The following is a 19919-nucleotide window of genomic DNA, read 5'->3' as shown; positions in this document are numbered from 1 at the left end:
ACCTTCTCTTGGAGATTGAAAGACCGGACCGGCCGCATATGACGGCCAGTCCGGAAGCATCGGCTACTAGATCAATTCAGTCAGCGTATCGCTGAGCCGGACCAACTCGTGGTCGTGCGACGCCACCAGCACGGCAATACCGTCGCTGGTGGTGTCCTTCAGGATACTGATGATGCGGTTGGCCGAGGTACGGTCCAGGCTAGCCGTGGGCTCATCCACCACCAGGACGCGGGTGCCCAGGATCAGGGCGCGAGCGATGGCAACACGCTGGCGCTCACCGCCGGACAACTGCGCCGGACGGTGGCGCATGCGCCGGCCCAGTCCGACCAGGTCCAGCAGGTCCTTGGCCATTTCGGTGCGCTGCTCCACTTCGCCGTCGGGAACGGCCGGCAGCAGCACGTTCTCCAAAGCACTCATGCCATCGATCAACGCACCGCCTTGGTCCACGTACCCGATCAGCGCGCGGCGGCGGTCGGCGATTTCGTCGTCGCCCATCTTCTCGAGGGAGTCGCCTTCCCAGAGGACCCGGCCCGACGTCGGAAGCGTGAGTCCCGCGCCCACTGTCAGGATGCTGGTCTTGCCTGAGCCGCTTCGCCCGGCGATGCAGTGCATCTCGCCTGCGTGGAGGGTGAGGCTGAAGTCCTCGACGACGGTGACCGGCTCGGCGCCACCTTTGTCCCCGCCATAGCGGATGGTGATGTTGCTCAACTGCAGGGGCGTAGCGTGGTCCGCCGACCTGACGATGGTGTTGGCGCGCGTCTGGAACGACTCGTCGGTGGATTCCGTGGTCGGGGTCAGATCGGGATTGAGATTGTCAGTCATTTGACCACTTTCGTTGCAATGGGAATCCAGCAAAGTACGGCCAGCACTCCGGCCAAGGCGGCCCATAGTGCTGCATAGGGAGCGAGCAGCAGGCCTAGGCCCAGCGCCCCCAAGACGCCCAGGATCAGGGCCACAGCTCCAACCAGGGCATTTTCGAAGAATCGGACCTGGCCCAGCATGTCCGGGTTCCAGCCCATGGCCTTGAGCGTGCTGAGTTGCTCGCGCCTGGCCTGGAGTTCGAACCGACCTGTGACCAAGGTCAGCACGAGGCCCACGAGAACCCCGCTGACTGCCAGGATGACGCTCGGCAGTGCGACGGCGGCCGACGCCAGTCCGCTGAGGGCGCTCGCTCCCGCTGCGCGTGGGATGTCGATGAGCAAGGCGATCAAGGCACCAACGGCCGCCCCGAACACCCCTACGGCTACGGCCAGTGACACTGAGCTGAAACGGTGGGTGACCAGTTGGCGGTAAGCAAACGTTAGCGGCGAATCCACGGCGATGAGGCGTTCATCGTGTTGTGGTTCCTGGTCCACGACGTCCCGGTGCCGCAATTGCTGGGCCGCGATGTAGGCGGCAGCGGAGTAAAGCACCAACACAGACGCGGAAACAATCACCGTTGCCAGGTTCCAGCTCAGAAGGCTTAACGCAATGCCTGCCAAGGCAACGATCGCCGCACCGATGCCGAATTCCTCAAGCACCCAGCTGCGGATCTTCCTTTGGGTCCAGCCCATGGCCCGAAGGATCCCGGCTTCGCTTCGTCGTTGACGGATGTAGCTGACAGTGGAAGCGCCTGTCAGCAAGGTGGCTCCGCACAGCGCCAGGAAGAGAAGGGTGATGTTGGTGCCGGTCAGCGAGCCGGAGACGGTATCTGCCGCATCCTGCCGGACCCACGACTGCTGGACCGTGCCGAGTGCGGACTCCTTGCCGGCGTCGTCCTTGGAGTAACCGGGGACGAAGATGTTGGCGTCTTGACGCGCAGAACCGGCCACGACCGTGGCTTCGAGTCCCATGTCGCGGATCTGGGCTGCGAGCTTGTCGACCTCCGGCTGAGCCTGCTTCCAGTTGCCGGCGGCACTTGCGCGAACCCGGACGGCATCGATCACGTTGGCGTTGGTGTTGTATCCGCGGGCCGCGGCAAGGCCGTAGTAGTCCGTGATGGCACCGGCAGACTGGCTCACCAAGCCCGTGGCGCTCAGCGAGGGCTTGAGGCCCTTGGCTGCGGTGTCATTGCCTGAGGCGTCCTTCTGGAGCGTCATCGGGGCGGGGTCGTAGCCACCCAAGGGCAGCTTATTGACGTCGCCTGCCGCTTTCTGGATCTGGGCCGGATCAAACGTCCCGTAGACCATCGGCAAGGGAGTGGCTGGCTTGGATCCGGTAGGAAGGTTCTCACGGTACGAGCGCTCATCGACAGGCTTGCGTTGGGCCTGGTCCACGATAGCCCCAAAGGCCGACTTTTCGGGCAGCTTGTTGACAGTCACCCAGTCACCCGGAGTGGCCGACTTGCCGACGGCGCCATTCGCGGAGGTGTCGCCGTCCTTGTACTTGGGTGCGGCCGCGAAGTCCGTGCTCCACTGGGCAGGCTGGTACAGGCCTTGGCTGAAGTTGCCTGTGTTACCGAGCAACTGGCTGTGGTCGGTAGATCCGGGCCATTGCAGGGCGAACGGCGACTTTGACACGAAGGGCAGATAGTCCTTGTCCAGGGAACGCGAGACGGTGCCGACGTCGTTGACGACCTTGCCGGAATCATCGATTTCCTGGATCTTCACCGAGTACTTCAGGTCGAGGGAGGTTCCCTGCCGGACGATCAAGGGAATGGCCTGCGAGGCATCCGTGATCTGGCCGGACAACTTGGCCTGCTGGTACTGCGTCATGAGGGGCGCCCAGTATTTGAGCTTGACACCGAGGAAGTCCGGGCCCTGTTCGAGCTCTTGCTGCGTTGGACTCTTGGCGAAGAGTTGCTCAAAGTAGCGTCCGATGGCGCCTGCGCTGCGGGTGTCGGCCGGCGGTGCCTTTTGCAGAGGTGCAAGGAAGTCGCCAGCCGAGCCAAGGAGGGCACGTTCGGCTGTCGGGTCGACCGCGACCACGGATTCGGTGACCTGGGGAGCCATGGGAAGGGCCACCGAGAGGTTGAAGAGGTTGTGCTCGGAGCCACCTGCAGGTGCAGGGAACTTGATCCCGGTCTCCCCTGCCGGGCCCGCAATGCGAATGCTCTTGCCCCCGGCGGCCTGCTGCTCAATGACCTGGCCTTTGCCCAGGGTGCCTTCAGCACTGGTCTGGAAGAGGGTTTGCTGGGACACTCCGTCGGAGCTCACGGCAGAGGCTGTCAGGCGGTACTTCTTCGGCTGGGCGGGAAGGACGGATTCCGGCGCGGGCCACTTCTTGGCGTCAGTTCCAGTGGGGTCTCCCGCAGTGGCACCACCAGCCAGCCCTGCGTTGTAGCCGAGGTAGTCCATCGCATCAAGCCGCGGGGTCTCCAGGTTCTGCGTCACCCGGGAGACGAGGCTGATGGGGGCGGCAACGGACGTGCCACCCAGCCCACGGATCTTCTCGAGTTGCGGGAAGCTGATGCCACCTTGGCCGGTGGCGATGTCCGGCTGGATGAGTGCCCCGCCGCCTTTGCTATTCCCGGCTTTGGCTTGCACCAGGATGTCGTACAGGCCTCGCGAGTTCTCATCCACCGTCCGGTTCAGCGCGGCCTGCGACTGGCTCTGGATGAATACGGACAAGCACATGGCGACGATCAAAATGGCCGCGGTCAACAGCAGCACACGGCTTCTGATGAACCTCTGGACGGCGTTCATAGGGCTCCCTGAGTCCTGGATTGCGGGTGTGCACACTGCTCTCCCTGAAACCATGCCGGGGCAATAGGAATCCATTGGGTGTGTGCAAAAGGTATTGGCCGGCCTGCCGCCGGATCCGAATTTCGGACCAAGCCATTGTAGGCAGACCGGCCAATATTATGTGGCCGATGTGAACTGCGGCACACGATTCTAGCTCAAACGGTTCGGATGCTAGTCCTCCAGATCCACTTCACGAACCATATCGGCACCGATGCCGGCCTTGATTGCTTCAAGGACCTGCTGCGGCACGGAGGTGTCAATCGTCAGCAGTGCCAGGACCTGGCCGCCTTCACTCTGGCGGGCCACCTGCATGCCGCCGATGTTGATGTTGTTCATGCCGAGGATGTGGCCGATGGTGCCAATGACGCCCGGACGGTCAGCATAAGAAACAACCACCAGGTGCTCGCTGATCGGGATTTCGACGTCGTAGCCGTTGACGCCCACCAGCTTCTGGACCTGCTTGGGTCCGGTGAGGGTGCCGGCCACGGAGATCTGGGAACCGTCGCTGAGTGCTCCGCGGATGGTCAGGACGTTGCGGTAGTCCTCAGCCTCCGACGTCGTGATCAAGCGGGTGTTGATTCCGCGCTGCTCGGCGATGACAGGTGCGTTGACGTAGGAGACCTGCTCGGTCACGACGTCGGCGAACACGCCCTTGAGGGCGGCGAGTTCGAGGACCTTCACGTCCAGGCTTGCGATTTCGCCCGCAACCTCGACGTCGATCTGCGTCAGGGACGCGTGGGTCAGTGCTGTGAAGATCCGGCCGAGCTTTTCGATAAGCGGGATTCCGGGGCGAACCTCGGAGGCGATCACACCGCCGGCAACGTTGACGGCGTCGGGCACGAGTTCGCCGGCCAAGGCGAGGCGCACTGACTTTGCCACGGAAACCCCGGCTTTTTCCTGGGCTTCATCGGTGGAGGCACCCAGGTGGGGGGTCACGATGACGTTGTCCATGCCGAAGAACGGCAGGTCGGTGCTCGGCTCCTTGACGAACACGTCGATGCCGGCGCCGGCGATCTGACCGTCCTCCAGGGCCTCGTGAAGGGCTTCCTCGTCGATCAAGCCACCACGGGCCACGTTGACCACGTAGGCCGTTTCCTTCATCTTCTTGAAGGCATCAGCGCCCAGCATGCCCACGGTTTCCGGAGTCTTGGGCATGTGGATGGTGATGAAGTCCGACTTCTCCAGGAGCTCGTCCAAGGTGACCAACTTGACGCCAAGCTGGGCTGCCCGGGCGGACGTGATGTAGGGGTCGTAAGCCAGGATCTCGGTTTCGAAACCCTGGAGGCGGGCAGCCACGAGGGCGCCGATGCGTCCGAGGCCAATGATGCCGACTTTCTTTTCGAAGAGCTCGATTCCCGTGTACTTGGATCTCTTCCACTCGCCGCCCTTGAGGGCGGAGCTGGCCTGCGGGATGTGGCGGGCAAGGCTGAGGATGTGTCCGACCGTAAGTTCGGCTGCGGACACAATGTTCGACGTCGGGGCGTTGACCACCATGACACCGGCCTGGGTTGCGGCCTTGATGTCCACGTTGTCCAGGCCGACGCCGGCGCGGGCGATGATCTTGAGGTTCTTGGCTGCGGCAATTGCCTCGGCGTCCACCTGGGTGGCTGAACGCACCAGGATGGCGTCGACGTCGACGATTGCGGAGAGCAGCTGGGAGCGGTCCGCACCGTCGGTTTGGCGGATCTCGAAGTCCGGACCAAGGGCCTCGATCGTGGCGGGCGAAAGTTCCTCAGCGAGGAGTACTACTGGCTTGGTGCTAGTCACCGGTGACCTCTTTAGCTCTCTTTTTCAGGTGGGGTTTTGGTGAAACGATTCTTTGACGACGAAGGCCGGACCCGGTGTACCGGGTCCGGCCTCCATGCCGGGCGGCTTCATTTCGAGCCTATCCCGAACGGCGTTCTGTGTTGAATTGCTACGGCGTCTGCCGCGGCGTCAACGGTGCCTTTAATTAGCGGGCTGCAGAGCCTTCGACGTAATCCTCGTCCTGCTGCTGCCAGGAGAAGAGGGAACGCAGTTCGCGGCCGACGCCTTCGATGGGGTGCTGCTCTGCCTTGGCACGCAGCTCCTTGAACTCGACTGCACCGTTGTCCTGGTCGTCAATGAAGCGCTTGGCGAACGCGCCGGACTGGATGTCGGCGAGGACGCCGGCCATGTTTTCCTTGACGCGGGGGTCGATAACACGCGGGCCGGAGACGTAGTCGCCGTACTCTGCGGTGTCGGAAACGCTCCAGCGCTGCTTGGCAATGCCGCCTTCCCACATAAGGTCAACGATGAGCTTGAGCTCGTGAAGCACCTCGAAGTAGGCGATCTGCGGCTGGTAGCCAGCCTCGGTCAGGGTCTCGAAGCCGTACTGGATCAGCTGGGAGACACCGCCGCACAGGACGGCCTGCTCGCCGAAGAGATCGGTTTCGGTCTCCTCGGTGAAGGTGGTCTTGATGACACCGGCGCGGGTGCCGCCAATGGCCTTGGCGTAGGACTTGGCCAGATCCCAAGCGGAGCCGGTGGCGTCCTGCTCCACGGCGATGATGTCCGGAATACCGCGGCCGGCTTCGAACTCGCGGCGCACGGTGTGGCCCGGAGCCTTCGGCGCGATCAGGATGACGTCAACACCCTCCGGTGCCTCGATGTAGCCGAAGCGGATGTTGAAGCCGTGTGCGAAGGCCAGGGCCTTGCCGGCGGTCAGCTTGTCCTTGATGGAGTCGTTGTAGATCGAGCGCTGGTGCTGGTCCGGCGCCAGGATCATGATGACGTCGGCCCATTCGGCGGCGTCGGCAACGTTCTTGACCGTGAAGCCTGCGTCCTCGGCCTTGGCGATCGACTTCGAGCCTTCCTTGAGCGCGATGACAACCTCGACGCCGGAATCGCGCAGGTTCAGCGCGTGGGCGTGGCCCTGGGAACCGTAGCCGACAATGGCAACCTTGCGGCCTTGAATGATCGACAGGTCTGCATCGTCGTCATAGAACATTTCAGTCACTTGCGTAACTCCTTTGAGTGGATTTCTTTGTAGATATTGTCTGTGGTGCGTTGTTGGGCGGCTACGCAGTGCCTACGCGCTGCGCAGGGCCCTGTCACTCATGGAGCGGGATCCCCGTCCAACGGCCAAGGTGCCGGACTGAACGATTTCGCGGATGCCGAATGGCTCGAGCACAGAAAGCAGCGCTGCGAGCTTTTCCGGGGTACCGGTTGCCTCGATAACCACCGAGTCTGTGGAAACGTCAACCACTGAGGCACGGAACAAGTCTGCAGCTTGGGTGACTTGCAGGCGTGTCGCGGCATCCGCACGTACCTTGACCAGGATGTGGTCACGTTGCACGGAAGATTCTGGGGTCAGCTCGACAATCTTGATCACGTTGATCAATTTGTTGAGCTGTTTGGTGACCTGTTCGATGAGGTCGCCATCGGCGTCGACGACGACTGTCATGCGGGAAATCCCGGTGACCTCCGTGGGGCCGACGGCGAGGGAGTTGATGTTGAAGGCGCGCCGGGCGAAGAGGCTGGCCACGCGGGTCAGCACGCCGGGCTTGTCTTCGACCAGAACGGACAGTGTGTGGCGGCTCATGGCTAGTCCTCCTCTTCCCATTCCGGGGTCATGTTGCGGGCAACCTGGATCTGGTCGTTGGAGACTCCGGAGGGGACCATCGGCCACACCATGGAGTTCGGGCTGACCACGAAGTCGATGACCACAGGGCGGTCATTGATTTCCAGTGCCTTCTGGATGGTGGCGTCGATGTCCTCGTCCCGCTCGCAGCGGAACGAGGCACAGCCGTACGCGTCCGCCAGCTTGACGAAGTCCGGGATGCGGACGGTGTCGTGGCCGGTGTTCAGGTCGGTGTTGGAGTAGCGGCCTTCATAGAAGAGGGTCTGCCACTGGCGCACCATGCCCAGCGAAGAGTTGTTGATGATGGCAACCTTGATGGGAATCTTGTTGATGGCGCAGGTGGCCAACTCTTGGTTGGTCATCTGGAAGCAGCCGTCGCCGTCGATCGCCCAGACCACCCGGTCCGGTTCACCGACTTTGGCACCCATGGCTGCCGGCACGGCATAACCCATGGTTCCGGCGCCGCCGGAGTTCAGCCAGGCATGGGGACGCTCGTACTTGATGAATTGGGCGGCCCACATCTGGTGTTGGCCCACGCCCGCAACATAGATGCCTTCCGGACCCGTCAGCGCACCAATGCGTTCGATGACCCGCTGGGGGGCACTGAGTCCATCTTCGGGTTCGGTCCAACCCAGGGGGTAGGTGTCGCGGAGGTTGTTGAGGAACGCCCACCAACTGTCGAGATCCGGGGTGCCGGATAGTTCGAAAGCGGTCCGGACGGCCTCGGTCAGTTCCGGAATGATCTCCTTGACGGAGCCCACGATCGGAACGTCGGCCAAGCGGTTCTTGGAAATCTCCGCGGGGTCAATGTCCGCGTGGATGATCTTTGCGTGCGGAGCGAAGGTGCTGAGGACACCCGTCACCCGGTCATCGAAGCGCGCACCGAGGGTGATCAGCAGATCGGACTGCTGCAGTGCGGTGACCGCAGAGACGGTGCCGTGCATGCCCGGCATGCCGACATGCTGGGGGTGGGAGTCCGGGAACGCGCCGCGGGCCATGAGGGTGGTCACCACGGGCGCGCCCGTCAGCTCTGCGAGTTCGCGCAGCTCGGCCGAAGCATGCGCCTTGACCACACCGCCGCCCACGTACAAGACGGGCTTGCTTGCCGCAGCGATCAGCCGGGCCGCTTCGCGCACCTGCTTGTTGTGGCCACGGACCACCGGGCGGTAGCCCGGCAGATCGATCTTGGGCGGCCAGGAGAAGGTCATGGTGCCCTGCTGGGCGTTCTTGGCGATGTCCACCAGTACCGGTCCAGGACGGCCTGTGCTGGCTAGGTAGAAAGCCTCGGCCATGACGTGCGGAATGTCGTTGGGGTCCGTCACCAGGAAGGAGTGCTTGGTGATCGGCATGGTGATGCCGACAATGTCCGCTTCCTGAAAGGCATCCGTACCAATGACGGAAGCCGATACCTGGCCGGTGATGGCGACCAGCGGCACGGAGTCCATGTGGGCATCCATGATGGCGGTAACGAGGTTGGTGGCACCGGGGCCCGAGGTGGCGATGCAGACGCCAACCCGTCCGGTAACCATGGCGTAGCCTTGGGCTGCGTGACCGGCTCCCTGTTCGTGACGGACCAGGATGTGATTCATCTTGGAGGCCATCAAAGGGTCATAGGTGGGGAGGATCGCGCCACCGGGCAAACCAAAAATATCGTCCACGCCGAGTTCTTCGAGCGATCGGACAATAGCTTCCGAGCCGGTCATCACCGTTGGGGGTACAACGTTGTTCGGCCCGAGTACGGGAGAAAGAGTTGCAGCATTGTCGACGACGGCGTCAGCCGGACGGTCGGCCTTATCCGGAGCTTTGGGGGCTCCAGCGGACTTTGCAGCCATCAGCGAGGGGCTGATCGGCGATCCTTTGCTCATCGGACTCTTCCTTTGGAGATCTTCAATTAGTGAAAGTTACTGCTTGGGTACTGCGTTCGTGCGGGTCTTGCTAAATGCGCTGTCCCCTGCGGGAAATAAAAAAAACCCCTCAGCCTTGCGGCTCTTCGAGGGGTTGCGCGTGACGGTTCGTTACCAGTCGGGCTAGGAGGCCACGCGCTTGGTAAGTACGACAGTGCCCACGGTGGCGCCGACAGTAACGAATGCGATCATGCGTTCAGTGTTCCCTCTTTGTGAGATAAGTGTCAAACGATGAAGATGTCATCTCACTATGTGGACCTCGTTGTCCACAGATTGGGCATGTTTCTCGGTGACCTGACCGCCTTGGCGGCAGGGCTTAATAAGGGAGATTCCGAGGGCCCCTGAGGACGCGGCGGCCGCGCCGCATCCTCAGGGTAGGAATTACCCGCTACCCGCAGTAGGCGCCCGTGGAGGCGCTGTGCACCAGCTTGGCGTACTTGGCTAGGACACCCTTGGTGAACTTTGCCGGGAGGGGCTCCCAGCCGACCTTGCGCGACTCGAGCTCGGCTTCGTCCACCAGGAGGTCGAACGAGCGGGCAGCGATGTCCACGCGGATCTTGTCGCCGTCCTTGACGAAGGCGATGGGGCCGCCGTCGACGGCTTCAGGCGCAACGTGACCGATGCAGAGACCGGTGGTACCGCCGGAGAAGCGGCCATCGGTCAGCAGGAGCACGTCCTTGCCGAGGCCTGCTCCCTTGATGGCGCCCGTGATTGCGAGCATCTCACGCATGCCCGGGCCACCCTTGGGTCCTTCATAACGGATTACGACGACGTCTCCGGCCTTGATCTCGCCCCTATCCAAGGCGTCGAGGGCACCTTGTTCGCGCTCGAACACGCGGGCCGTGCCTTCGAAGACATCGGCGTCGAAGCCGGCGCTCTTGACGACGGCCCCTTCCGGCGCCATGGAACCATGCAGGATGGTGATGCCGCCGGTCTTGTGGATCGGATTGTCCAGGGCGCGCAGGATCTTTCCGTCGAGGTCCGGCGGGTTGATGGATGCCAGGTTCTCGGCAAGGGTCTTGCCCGTGACCGTGAGGCAGTCTCCGTGGAGCAGTCCGGCGTCGAGCAGTGCCTTCATGATGACGGGCACGCCGCCGATCTTGTCGACATCGGTCATGACGTAGCGGCCGAAAGGCTTGAGGTCGCCCAGGTGCGGGATCTTGTCGCCGATGCGGTTGAAATCGTCCAGGGTCAGTTCGACCTCGGCTTCGCGGGCGATCGCGAGCAGGTGCAGGACGGCGTTGGTGGAACCGCCGAAGGCCATGGTGACTGCGATGGCGTTCTCGAACGCCTTCTTGGTCATGATGTCCCGCGCGGTGATGCCGAGGCGGAGCAGGTTGACCACGGCCTCGCCGGACTTGCGGGCAAAGTCATCACGACGGCGGTCTGCCGAGGGCGGGGCGGCCGAGCCCGGGAGGGACATGCCGAGAGCTTCGCCGATGCACGCCATGGTGTTGGCCGTGTACATGCCGCCGCAAGCGCCCTCACCAGGACAGATGGCACGTTCGATGCGGTCCAGGTCTCCGCGGCTCATCTTGCCGGCGGCGCAGGCACCAACGGCTTCGAAGGCGTCAATGAGGGTGACTTCCTTCTCCGAGCCGTCCTCGAGCTTGACCCAGCCCGGCATGATGGAACCGGCATACAGGAACACACTGGCGAGGTCCAGACGGGCGGCGGCCATCAGCATACCTGGGAGGGATTTGTCGCAGCCGGCCAGCAGGACGGAGCCGTCAATGCGCTCGGCCTGCATCACAGTCTCGACGGAGTCGGCAATGACTTCACGGGAGACGAGCGAGAAGTGCATGCCCTCGTGGCCCATGGAGATTCCGTCCGAAACGGAAATGGTGCCGAACTGCATGGGGAAGCCACCGCCGGCGTGAACGCCTTCCTTGGCGCCCTGGGCGAGTCGGTTCAGCGAGAGGTTGCACGGCGTAATTTCGTTCCACGAACTCGCGACACCGATTTGCGGCTTGGCGAAGTCGTCATCGCCCATGCCTACGGCCCGGAACATGCCTCGCGCGGGGGCGGCATGGATGCCGTCCGTTACGACCCGGCTGCGTGGTTTGATGTCCGGCTGGTTGTCTGTCGCAATTGGGGTGTGGTCACTCATGGGCACGAGTCTATGACTCTTGGGCTGTGGCCAACGAACACGGTGGGCGGGTTAAGGCAAATTTGGCGCTATTTCATTCAATATTTCATTCAAATAGTGGACGCCCGTCTCAATATGCGAGACGGCGCGAGACTGAATCGAGTGTCCAGCTGTCACTCGTCACCCAGTCGAAGCTCGCGGGCAATCACCGCGGCTTCCTCCTGAAGCAAGCTGAGAGTCTGCCTGATGGTGGTACGGGCGGCCACCTCCGGACGGACAAGGGCCACAATGCTGCGGCTGGCGCGGACCCCAACGAGCGGCCGCAGGACCAACTTCTTTCTTTGGTTCGCGCGGGCTGTGTAGCGCGGAAGGAGGCAGATTCCGTGCCCCGAACCAACCAGGGCCTCAAGGACCCGGAGATCGGGATACCGCTGGCCGCGCACCGCCGTCGTGCCCGCCTGGAGCTCGATCTGGCGGAGCACGGCGTCAAAGGGAAAGCCGACAGGAACGCCGAGCCACGGGTAGCCCACTACGTCATGGGCCGTCAGCCGCGCCTTGGCCGCGAGTTCGTGGCCCGCCGGCATGGCAACGTCCAAGGCTTCCTCCAGCAGTGGAAGTACCTCGAGGCCATGCCGGGCGAAGACTTCGGGGCCGTCCACGCTGTGGGCAAGGACGATGTCGTAGTCCGCAGCCAATCCGGCGAAACCGTCCGTTCCGGGATCCTCGAAATGGGCTTCGAAATGCAGCCCTTCAATAGCCTTGACACGGTGCAGCAGTCCAGGCAACAGCATCTCGGCGGCGCTCGGGAAGAAGGCTGCCCGGATGTGGGCCTGCCACCCCCGGCGATAGATGTCCACCGTCGATTCGGCCCGGGCCATCGCCGTGGCGACGTCGGCTGCCGCTTCCGCCATTGCGAGGCCCGCCTCGGTCAGCCGGACTCCCCTGCCGTCCTTCTCCACGAGAACGACGCCGAGCTCCTCCTGGAGTGTTTTGAGCTGTTGCGACACCGCGGAAGCTGTCACATTCATGGCTTCCGCCGTGGCGCCGACGGTCTGCCTGTCGGCCAGTTCACGGAGGATGCGCAGCCTCTTGAAGTCCATGAGGACACCCTAGGGGATGCGGGTCCTGCCTCGGTTCTTTCCAGCCGCAGCACCGGAGTGATGCAGACGCGGCGCACGCCTCGAATCGATTGACAAACCTAGACAGCCCCTTGCCACGCACGTAACGTCAAATCACGACAGCTGTGCCAATCGATTAGAAGGGCTCCTCCCATGGAATGGTTGATCACGGTCATCGTCATTGTGTTGATCGTCGCGATTGCTTGGTGGCTCTTGAGCCGCAACCGCGCGAAGTCTTCATCGGGCGGCATGGCCCCGTCCTCTCCGTCGCAAACTGCGTCGTCACCGCAAATAGACACCACGGCGGCCGCCCTGACAGGCTCCGCCCCGTTGGTCGCTGCAACGGCCACCGCCGAACAGGATCTAGCCGAGTCACGCTCCGTCGAGCCCGAGCCCGAGCCGTCACCGGAGCCAGGCGGTGTCGACGTCGACGACTGGGAGCGCCCGGACTCTCCGCGCGAATCTGGATTGGCCGCCCCGGCAGAGTCTCCAGCCGTTGGAGCCGACATGGAGGAGCCATTATTCGAGGAGCCCACCCTCCCGGAACCCGTGCTGTCCGAAGAGATGGTCGCGGAGACGGTTTCCGTGGCCGCAGTCTCCGAAGAGGCCGAGCCGATCGTTCCGGAACCCGTACTTTCCGAGCCTGAACTCGAAGAGGGCGTGACGGCCGACGACGTCACAGCGGCCGACAGACCTTCCGCCGCAGCCGGCAGTTCGGTGGCAGCAGGAAAGAAACCAGCCACCCCCGCACCAACCACTCCCGAACAGCTGGCCGACAGCGCCGAATGGGAAGCCACGTGGAGTGAAGTCGGCGCACCGGCCGCACCCGTTCCGGTCCACCACCGCGAATACACGGACGCCCACGCACCGACGCTTCCCGGTGCCGAATCCGCCGCGGCGGAGACCGACGACACCGCTCCGGACGGGCAGCAACGAGAGCAGCAGGAGGCTTCCGACGCCGCCGCGGCGCCGGTCGCGGCCGCCGGCCCGGACGTCGTTTCCGGCGATGCCACGCCGCTGGGCGGCCATCTCGCTGCCGACCAGCCGTACGGCGAGGGCTCGGCTGCCGCGGGCGCTGACGGGAGCGGCCCCGACGGCTACTCCGTCAAGGGCAACGCCGACACGATGACCTATCACGACGAAGACAGTCCGTCCTACGACGAGGTCAAGGCCGGGGTCTGGTTTGTCTCGAGCGCCCACGCCGAGGCCGCCGGCTTCCGGCCACCTCGCAGGAATCGCCGCTGACACTATGAACCAGGCAAAGGCGGGTTCCGGGAGCTTTCTCCGGCCCCGCCTTTTGCCTGCCCGGGCGCTCCTGGCGACGGCCTGCGTCTCGGCTTTGCTGCTGAGCGCTTGCACGGGGAGTTCCCCCGGAACTGGCTCGTCGCCAGGAGGACCGTCCACCGGGTCGCCGGCAGCGTCACCGGCCGCGAGCCAATCACATGCCGTCCAGTCCCCTCAGCCCGAAGGCAACGGACCGGAGTTGCTTCAGAAACTGGACCTGAATCTCACCCTCCCGTGGTCCATCGTGTTCCTCGACGACGGCACGGCCATCATCTCCGAACGGGACACCAGGCTCATCAAATCCGTCCGGAACGGCCACGCCACCACCATTGGCGAGTTTCCCGGCGTCGTACCCGGCGTCGAAGGCGGCCTGCTGGGACTGGCCCTCTCCCCGACGTTCTCCGGAGACCGCCTGCTCTACAGCTATTTCACCGCTGAATCGGACAACAGAATTGCCCGGACCCGGCTGGAACAGTCAGCAGACGGCCGCCTCAGTCTTGGCACGCCCGAAGTCATCTTCTCCGGCATCCCCAAAGCCCCAACCCATGACGGCGGCCGTATCCGCTTTGGACCCGACGGCTTCCTCTACGTCGGCACGGGGGATTCGCAGCGCCCGGAGCAGGCACAGGACCGCAATGCGCTTGGCGGGAAGATCCTGCGGCTCACACCCGATGGAAAACCGGCGCCGGGCAACCCTTTCGGCAACAATCCGGTGTACAGCTACGGACACCGCAATGTGCAGGGCCTGGCGTGGGACAGCGCCGGCAGACTTTGGGCGAGCGAATTCGGGCCCGATGTGAACGACGAACTCAATCTCATCAAAGCGGGCGGCAACTACGGCTGGCCGGAAGTAACCGGGGCGCCCGGCCGCGCCGGTTACCTTGATGCCAAGGTTGTGTGGCCGTCGACGGCGGATTCCTCCCCGAGCGGCCTGGAAATCGTCAACGGAACGGCGTTCACGAGCGCGTTGCGGGGGCAGCGATTGTGGACGGTGCCGCTCAGTGGTGAAACGGCTGGGACTCCTGTGGCATACTTCACAGCCCAATACGGCCGGCTCCGGGACGTTTCGCTTGCTCCCGACGGCACCCTGTGGGTTCTCAGCAACAACCAAAACCCCGATTTTGCGCTGGTCCTGAAGCCTCCCCGGTAGCGCCGTGGAGGGGGCTCGGGCCGATTTCACACTTCGACAAGTCTCGTGTAGAGTTACATGTCGTTGCGGAGATCAGCGAGGGAACAAAAGCCTCAGCTGATCGAAATCGACGAATGCACCTCTAGCTCAATTGGCAGAGCAATTGACTCTTAATCAATGGGTTCCGGGTTCAAGTCCCGGGGGGTGCACCAAGGGAAGGGCCCTTGAGCGGCAATAGCTGATCAAGGGTTATTTCTTTGCGTTGTGAGCAACAAACAATTGCACCTCTAGCTCAATTGGCAGAGCAATTGACTCTTAATCAATGGGTTCCGGGTTCAAGTCCCGGGGGGTGCACCAAAGAAAGATCCCTGGATGGCCGAAACGCCACCTAGGGATCTTTTTGCTTTTCGGCCTGCTCCGCCCCGGACCGGCCGCCTCGCGGTGTCCCAGGCCGGCCGCCTCGCGGGCCTAGTCCGGGACGTCGTCGTGCGATGCGCCGGAATCGGCCGCGGCCACAATGACATTTACGGCGGCCGCAGAATAGTTGTTCGCCAGTTCGCGCACCAGGGCTTGAAGTTCCCGCCGCAGTTTGGCGGTATCCACGGGAACGAGTTCAAGAACTTCCCGCTCCAACTGCGTGGCGAGCCCGAGCGTGCGCTCCCCCGCTTCGGTCAGACTGACCACTTGGCTTCGGCGGTCCGAAATGCCGCGAGCGCGGCTGACATGCCCGTGCGCTTCCAGCCTGGCGAGGGTCTTCCCCATGGTCTGCGCCTGAACGCGGACAATCTGTGCGAGCATCGACTGCGTGGTGGGTCCCTTGACGGCAAGTACTTCCATGACAATGACCCCGGCGTGGGTCAGCCCCATACCGCGCAGTTTCTCATTCCAGGCGTGCTCCACGAGCCGCGCCGCCGTGGAGAGCAGGCGCCCGGTGGGCCACCGTTCCATATCAGGCATAAGGGCCAGTATATCGGCCGGACGTATCGATCTGGTTCGGGTCCAATTCGTGAAGCAAACAGCTCGTCACTAAGCTGGGTGCTCGGGAATCCAAGCAAGGAGCACAGTATGGCGGAACGACTCATCCCTGGGGACATTGCCCCCGATTTCACCCTCAAGGACCACACTGGCCGCGACGTCAGCTTGGCCTCGTACCGTGGCCGCAATACGGTCATCTATTTCTACCCGGCGGCGTCCACCCCGGCATGCGCGAAGCAGGCCTGCGATTTCAGGGATTCCCTCGAAACTCTTCGTGCCGCCGGTTACGAAGTCCTTGGCGTGTCTCCGGACGCGGTGAAGGACTTGGGAAAGTTCGTGGCCGAGGAATCCCTGACCTTTCCCCTGCTGTCCGACGAAGGGCACCACGTAGCTGACGTTTACGCCGCTTGGGGCGAAAAGAAGAACTACGGACGCACTTACCAAGGGCTGATCCGATCCACGATCGTAGTGGACCCCGACGGCAAGGTAGCCGTGGCCCAGTACAACGTGCGGGCCACCGGACATGTTGCGAAGCTCCGCAGGGACCTCAAGCTCGATAAGTAGCCACCACATGCCCGCGTCGGGCCAGGAGGGAACGGCTGGCGCAAAACCACGGGTACAATAGAGCGCGGTATATGCCCGGGACGCAGGAAACCCTGAATCCCGGCCAGGTACCAGCACCAGCGCGAGTGGTGAAATTGGCAGACACGCAGGATTTAGGTTCCTGTGCCTTCGGGCGTGGGGGTTCAAGTCCCCCCTTGCGCACACGTCGGAAGTGCCCCGGTCCTTGACCGGGGCACTTCCCGTTTTCAGCCAGGACTCAGGCCCCTGAACTAGACTGGACTGCGGTCCGGCTGCCGCGGGCCTTCGCCCGTTCAACTGCCTTGAGGGGACAAGAGTGGTAAGCAGCAAGCTTCGCCGTGTCACGCTACAAATCGGCGCAGGCCTTCTGGCCGTGGCCTTGACCTCGTGCACGGTAGCCCCTGGTCCGGCGCCGTCAACATCGGCCGCGGGCGACGTACCGCCGGAGCCGAGCAAGACGTTCAACTTCGGCACGCCGTCGATGCCGCTTGGGCTCGATCCCGCCCTGACGAACGACTCGGAGTCGTATCGCGTCACCCGGCAAGTGATGGAAGGCCTTGTGGGCGTGGATGCTTCCACCGGGCAACCGACGCCTCTTCTGGCCACGGCGTGGTCCCAAGGAAATGACGGACTCAGCTACGACTTCACGCTGCGCACAAAAGTCACTTTCCACGACGGAACAGCCTTTGATGCCGCGGCAGTCTGCAGCAACTTCAACCGCTGGTTCAACCTTCCGGCAACCGTGCGCCAACAAGTGCCCGGCATTCCCTTCAAGAGCGTCTTCAAGTCCTTCTCGGACGACGCCGCTCTCTCCTTATTCAAGAGCTGCAAGGCGATCTCTGCCGACCACGTCCAAATCAACTTGGTGAAGCCCTTTACCGGATTCCTCCAAGCCTTGACACTGCCTGCTTTCGCGATGTCGTCCCCCAAAGCGATGGCCGAAGGAACCGCGAACGTCCTGGACAAGAAATTGGCAGGGCAACCGGCGTCGTCGTACGCCTCCCATCCCGTCGGCACCGGCCCGTACGTCTTCTCCTCGTGGAGTCAGGACCGCATCACCCTCACGAGCTACAAGGGTTACTGGGGCGATCGCGGACAGATAGCTACAGTCAACTTCATTCCGTTCGACCATCCGCAAGGTCGCCTTCAGGCTCTGCTCGCCGGCACAATCGACGGCTACGACCTCGTCACCGCCGGAACCTTCGACCAACTGGTCAAGAAGGGTATGCAGATCGTCCAACGGGATCCGTTCTCCGTGATGTACCTGGGAATGAACGAGTCCGTGGATCCTCTCCAGAACCTTGGAGTCCGCCAGGCAATCGAAATGGCCATCGACAAAGAGACCCTCATTCATAAGTTCTTTATCGACAACACGTCACCGGCATCCCAGTTCGTTCCGCCCAAGCTGAGCGGATTCAACAACAATGCCCCGGCGCTCGGGTATGACCCGGACAAAGCCAAGCAGCTGCTTGCTAAATCCGGCTACAAGGGCGAAGAACTCAAGTTCTACTACCCGCTCAACGTCACCCGCGCCTACATGCCCACCCCGGAAAAGATCTACGCGGAGATCAGCGCCGAGCTGACCGCCGTCGGGCTCAACATCAAACCGGTGCCTGTGAGCTGGGACGACGGCTACCTCCAGAAGGTCCAATCGCCAGGCGATCATGCGCTCCACCTGCTCGGCTGGAACGGCGCGTATTCGGATCCGGACAACTTCGTGGGCACCCTTTTCGGCGAGAACAACGGCGAGTTCGGCTACAGCGATCCGCAAGTGTTCTCGAAAATCGACCGCGCCCGCGGACTCCCTGATGGCTCAGACCGCAACTCCCAGTACCAGACCATCAATGCCCAAATTGCCGCGACCCTCCCGGCGGTCCCCATTGCCTTCCCCATCTCGGCTTTGGCCCTCTCCGACCGTGTCGAGAAGTACCCTGCATCGCCTGTCTTAAACGAAGTTTTTACAAACGTTCGCCTGAAGTCTTGACGGGCCGCCGCAATTTCAGTTATGTGCCCACGCGGGGATATTCTGTGACAGCCAGTGCCGCCGCTATCGGAGATTGATCGTGACCTTCATTTCCAAGACACACCACGCTGACGTCGTCCTTATTGGGGGCGGAATCATGAGCGCAACCCTCGGTGCGTTCATCAAGCAACTCGAACCCAGCTGGACCATCTCCCTCTTTGAGCGACTCGACGAAGCCGGCCTTGAAAGCTCCGGACCGTGGAACAACGCGGGAACCGGACACGCAGCGCTCTGTGAGCTTAATTACTCCCCCGCAGCGAAGGACGGCTCAGTTGACCCGTCCAAGGCCCTGCACATCAACGAGCAATTCCAGCTTTCCCGGCAGTTCTGGTCCCACTTGGTGGACAACAAGTTGATCGGTTCCCCCAAGGGCTTCATCAACACCGTTCCGCACATGAGCTTTGTCATCGGCGACAAGCACGCAGACTTCCTCAAGACCCGTTACCAAGCACTCAAGCCGAACACGCTCTTCCGCAGCATGGAATACACGGAAGACCAGGCGCAGATCGCCAAGTGGGCTCCCCTGATCGTCAAGGGCCGCGACGCCAAGCAGCGCGTTGCCGCCACCCGCGCAGCGGAAGGCACCGACGTCGACTTCGGGGCCTTGACCCGCGAGCTGACCGGCTACCTCGCCAACAACGGCGTTGAAGTCAATTACGGCCACGACGTCACCAACGTCCGCAAAGCCTCCGACGGCGGCTGGGACCTTTCGCTCAAGCACCCCGCTTCCGGCGAGCATGGCCAGATCCACGCCAAGTTCGTCTTCGTCGGCGCCGGCGGTGGAGCACTCCACCTGCTGCAGGCATCCGGCATCCCGGAAAGCAAGGGCTACGGCGGTTTCCCGGTCTCGGGCCAGTTCTTCCGCTGCACTGACGAGGCCATCGCCAGCCAGCACAGCGCCAAGGTGTACGGCCAGGCCTCTGTAGGCGCCCCGCCCATGTCCGTGCCGCACCTCGACACCCGATACGTCAACGGCAAGCGTTCCCTGCTCTTCGGCCCGTACGCCGGTTTCTCCACGAACTTCCTTAAGACCAGCAGCTACCTTGACTTGCCGCTGTCAATCCGCCCGAGCAACATCATCCCGATGCTCGCCGTGGCGAAGGACAATATGGACCTGACCGCTTACCTGATCAAGGAAGTGGCCAAGCGCCACGATGCCAAGGTGGAGGCCCTCCGCGAGTACTACCCCCAGGCCGACGGCGGCAACTGGGAGCTGATCACAGCGGGCCAGCGCGTGCAGATCATCAAGAAGGACTCCCGAAAGGGCGGCGTGCTGCAGTTCGGCACCGAGGTCATCACGGCTCGCGACGGCTCCATCGGCGCACTGCTCGGCGCATCGCCTGGCGCATCCACCGCAGTCCCGATCATGATCGAGATGCTGCAGCGATCCTTCCCGAAGAACTTCAAGGGCTGGCAATCGAAGCTCAAGGAAATGATGCCGGGCTACGGCGTCAAGCTGAACGACAACCCGGAGCTTGCCGCGGAGCTGGAAGCGAGCACCGCCCGTTCGCTCCAACTCGAGGCTGCCAACGCCATCCAGCACTAGCAACAG

The 19919-nt window shown here is 63.0% G+C and carries 14 protein-coding genes and 3 tRNA genes; 8 read left to right on the top strand and 9 right to left on the bottom strand.

The genetic code is table 11. From position 1 onward, the window contains the following. Window positions 1–66 precede the first annotated feature (66 nt). The 8 genes from AC3ANQ_RS09380 to AC3ANQ_RS09345 all read right to left on the bottom strand — a co-directional run bounded on the left by AC3ANQ_RS09380 (window position 67) and on the right by AC3ANQ_RS09345 (window position 12356). Window positions 67–822, bottom strand: coding sequence for an ABC transporter ATP-binding protein (locus AC3ANQ_RS09380; RefSeq protein ID WP_488304827.1), 756 nt, complete (start codon window positions 820–822; stop codon window positions 67–69). Next, complete coding sequence (locus AC3ANQ_RS09375; protein WP_488304826.1) at window positions 819–3623, bottom strand: ABC transporter permease; 2805 nt, start codon at window positions 3621–3623, stop codon at window positions 819–821. Before AC3ANQ_RS09375 ends, AC3ANQ_RS09380 begins: the two co-directional genes overlap by 4 nt. Window positions 3624–3833: 210 nt before the next feature. Beyond that, the gene (gene serA / locus AC3ANQ_RS09370; protein ID WP_488304825.1) at window positions 3834–5429 is read right to left on the bottom strand and encodes a phosphoglycerate dehydrogenase; all 1596 of its coding nucleotides are present in this window, start codon (window positions 5427–5429) and stop codon (window positions 3834–3836) included. Between the two features lie 184 nt (window positions 5430–5613). Then, window positions 5614–6639 (bottom strand): ketol-acid reductoisomerase, encoded by a 1026-nt coding sequence (ilvC, locus tag AC3ANQ_RS09365; RefSeq protein WP_461837092.1) that lies wholly within the window; start codon window positions 6637–6639, stop codon window positions 5614–5616. Window positions 6640–6711: 72 nt separating this feature from the next. Continuing rightward, window positions 6712–7224, bottom strand: coding sequence for an acetolactate synthase small subunit (ilvN, locus tag AC3ANQ_RS09360; protein ID WP_488304824.1), 513 nt, complete (start codon window positions 7222–7224; stop codon window positions 6712–6714). 2 nt (window positions 7225–7226) lie between these two features. Further along, the gene (locus tag AC3ANQ_RS09355; RefSeq protein WP_488304823.1) at window positions 7227–9128 is read right to left on the bottom strand and encodes an acetolactate synthase large subunit; all 1902 of its coding nucleotides are present in this window, start codon (window positions 9126–9128) and stop codon (window positions 7227–7229) included. A gap of 427 nt (window positions 9129–9555) precedes the next feature. After that, window positions 9556–11277 (bottom strand): dihydroxy-acid dehydratase, encoded by a 1722-nt coding sequence (ilvD, locus tag AC3ANQ_RS09350; protein WP_488304822.1) that lies wholly within the window; start codon window positions 11275–11277, stop codon window positions 9556–9558. Between the two features lie 152 nt (window positions 11278–11429). Continuing rightward, entirely contained in the window at window positions 11430–12356 is a 927-nt protein-coding gene (locus AC3ANQ_RS09345) for a LysR family transcriptional regulator (RefSeq protein WP_488304821.1), read from the bottom strand. 171 nt (window positions 12357–12527) lie between these two features. Here AC3ANQ_RS09345 and AC3ANQ_RS09340 point away from each other — a divergent pair, with 171 nt between their 5' ends. The 4 genes from AC3ANQ_RS09340 to AC3ANQ_RS09325 all read left to right on the top strand — a co-directional run bounded on the left by AC3ANQ_RS09340 (window position 12528) and on the right by AC3ANQ_RS09325 (window position 15144). Continuing rightward, entirely contained in the window at window positions 12528–13619 is a 1092-nt protein-coding gene (locus tag AC3ANQ_RS09340; RefSeq protein WP_488304820.1) for a sunset domain-containing protein, read from the top strand. A gap of 4 nt (window positions 13620–13623) precedes the next feature. Beyond that, window positions 13624–14808, top strand: coding sequence for a PQQ-dependent sugar dehydrogenase (locus tag AC3ANQ_RS09335; RefSeq protein WP_488304819.1), 1185 nt, complete (start codon window positions 13624–13626; stop codon window positions 14806–14808). Between the two features lie 115 nt (window positions 14809–14923). Continuing rightward, window positions 14924–14999 (top strand) — tRNA-Lys (locus AC3ANQ_RS09330). A gap of 69 nt (window positions 15000–15068) precedes the next feature. Continuing rightward, window positions 15069–15144 (top strand) — tRNA-Lys (locus tag AC3ANQ_RS09325). A gap of 111 nt (window positions 15145–15255) precedes the next feature. Here the strand turns inward: AC3ANQ_RS09325 and AC3ANQ_RS09320 are convergent. After that, window positions 15256–15744, bottom strand: a complete 489-nt coding sequence (locus AC3ANQ_RS09320) for a MarR family winged helix-turn-helix transcriptional regulator (protein ID WP_488304818.1) — start codon at window positions 15742–15744, stop codon at window positions 15256–15258. Window positions 15745–15852: 108 nt separating this feature from the next. Here AC3ANQ_RS09320 and bcp point away from each other — a divergent pair, with 108 nt between their 5' ends. From bcp to AC3ANQ_RS09300, 4 genes are all read left to right on the top strand, one after another. Continuing rightward, window positions 15853–16326, top strand: a complete 474-nt coding sequence (gene bcp, locus AC3ANQ_RS09315; protein ID WP_488304817.1) for a thioredoxin-dependent thiol peroxidase — start codon at window positions 15853–15855, stop codon at window positions 16324–16326. A 119-nt stretch (window positions 16327–16445) separates the two neighbouring features. After that, window positions 16446–16527: transfer RNA gene (locus AC3ANQ_RS09310), tRNA-Leu, on the top strand. Window positions 16528–16660: 133 nt separating this feature from the next. Continuing rightward, a complete protein-coding gene (locus tag AC3ANQ_RS09305; protein WP_488304816.1) occupies window positions 16661–18328 on the top strand; it encodes an ABC transporter substrate-binding protein in 1668 nt (555 codons plus the stop codon). Window positions 18329–18407: 79 nt separating this feature from the next. Next, window positions 18408–19913, top strand: coding sequence for a malate:quinone oxidoreductase (locus tag AC3ANQ_RS09300; protein WP_488304815.1), 1506 nt, complete (start codon window positions 18408–18410; stop codon window positions 19911–19913). The last annotated feature ends 6 nt before the right edge of the window (window positions 19914–19919 follow it).

The organism is Arthrobacter sp. DMZ02-1R (genome assembly GCF_057747935.1).
The sequence above is the reverse complement of the archived record's forward strand: the minus strand, read 5'-3'. Positions and strand labels throughout refer to the sequence as shown.

What these genes read in the sequence shown, in the direction of transcription:
- AC3ANQ_RS09345 (WP_488304821.1), bottom strand. Translation starts at nt 12,356, where the DNA reads ATGGACTTCAAGAGGCTGCGCATCCTCCGTGAACTGGCCGACAGGCAG.
- AC3ANQ_RS09355 (WP_488304823.1), bottom strand. Translation starts at nt 9,128, where the DNA reads ATGAGCAAAGGATCGCCGATCAGCCCCTCGCTGATGGCTGCAAAGTCC.
- AC3ANQ_RS09375 (WP_488304826.1), bottom strand. Translation starts at nt 3,623, where the DNA reads ATGAACGCCGTCCAGAGGTTCATCAGAAGCCGTGTGCTGCTGTTGACC.
- AC3ANQ_RS09320 (WP_488304818.1), bottom strand. Translation starts at nt 15,744, where the DNA reads ATGCCTGATATGGAACGGTGGCCCACCGGGCGCCTGCTCTCCACGGCG.
- AC3ANQ_RS09340 (WP_488304820.1), top strand. Translation starts at nt 12,528, where the DNA reads ATGGAATGGTTGATCACGGTCATCGTCATTGTGTTGATCGTCGCGATT.
- AC3ANQ_RS09380 (WP_488304827.1), bottom strand. Translation starts at nt 822, where the DNA reads ATGACTGACAATCTCAATCCCGATCTGACCCCGACCACGGAATCCACC.
- AC3ANQ_RS09335 (WP_488304819.1), top strand. Translation starts at nt 13,624, where the DNA reads ATGAACCAGGCAAAGGCGGGTTCCGGGAGCTTTCTCCGGCCCCGCCTT.
- ilvN (WP_488304824.1), bottom strand. Translation starts at nt 7,224, where the DNA reads ATGAGCCGCCACACACTGTCCGTTCTGGTCGAAGACAAGCCCGGCGTG.
- ilvD (WP_488304822.1), bottom strand. Translation starts at nt 11,277, where the DNA reads ATGAGTGACCACACCCCAATTGCGACAGACAACCAGCCGGACATCAAA.
- bcp (WP_488304817.1), top strand. Translation starts at nt 15,853, where the DNA reads ATGGCGGAACGACTCATCCCTGGGGACATTGCCCCCGATTTCACCCTC.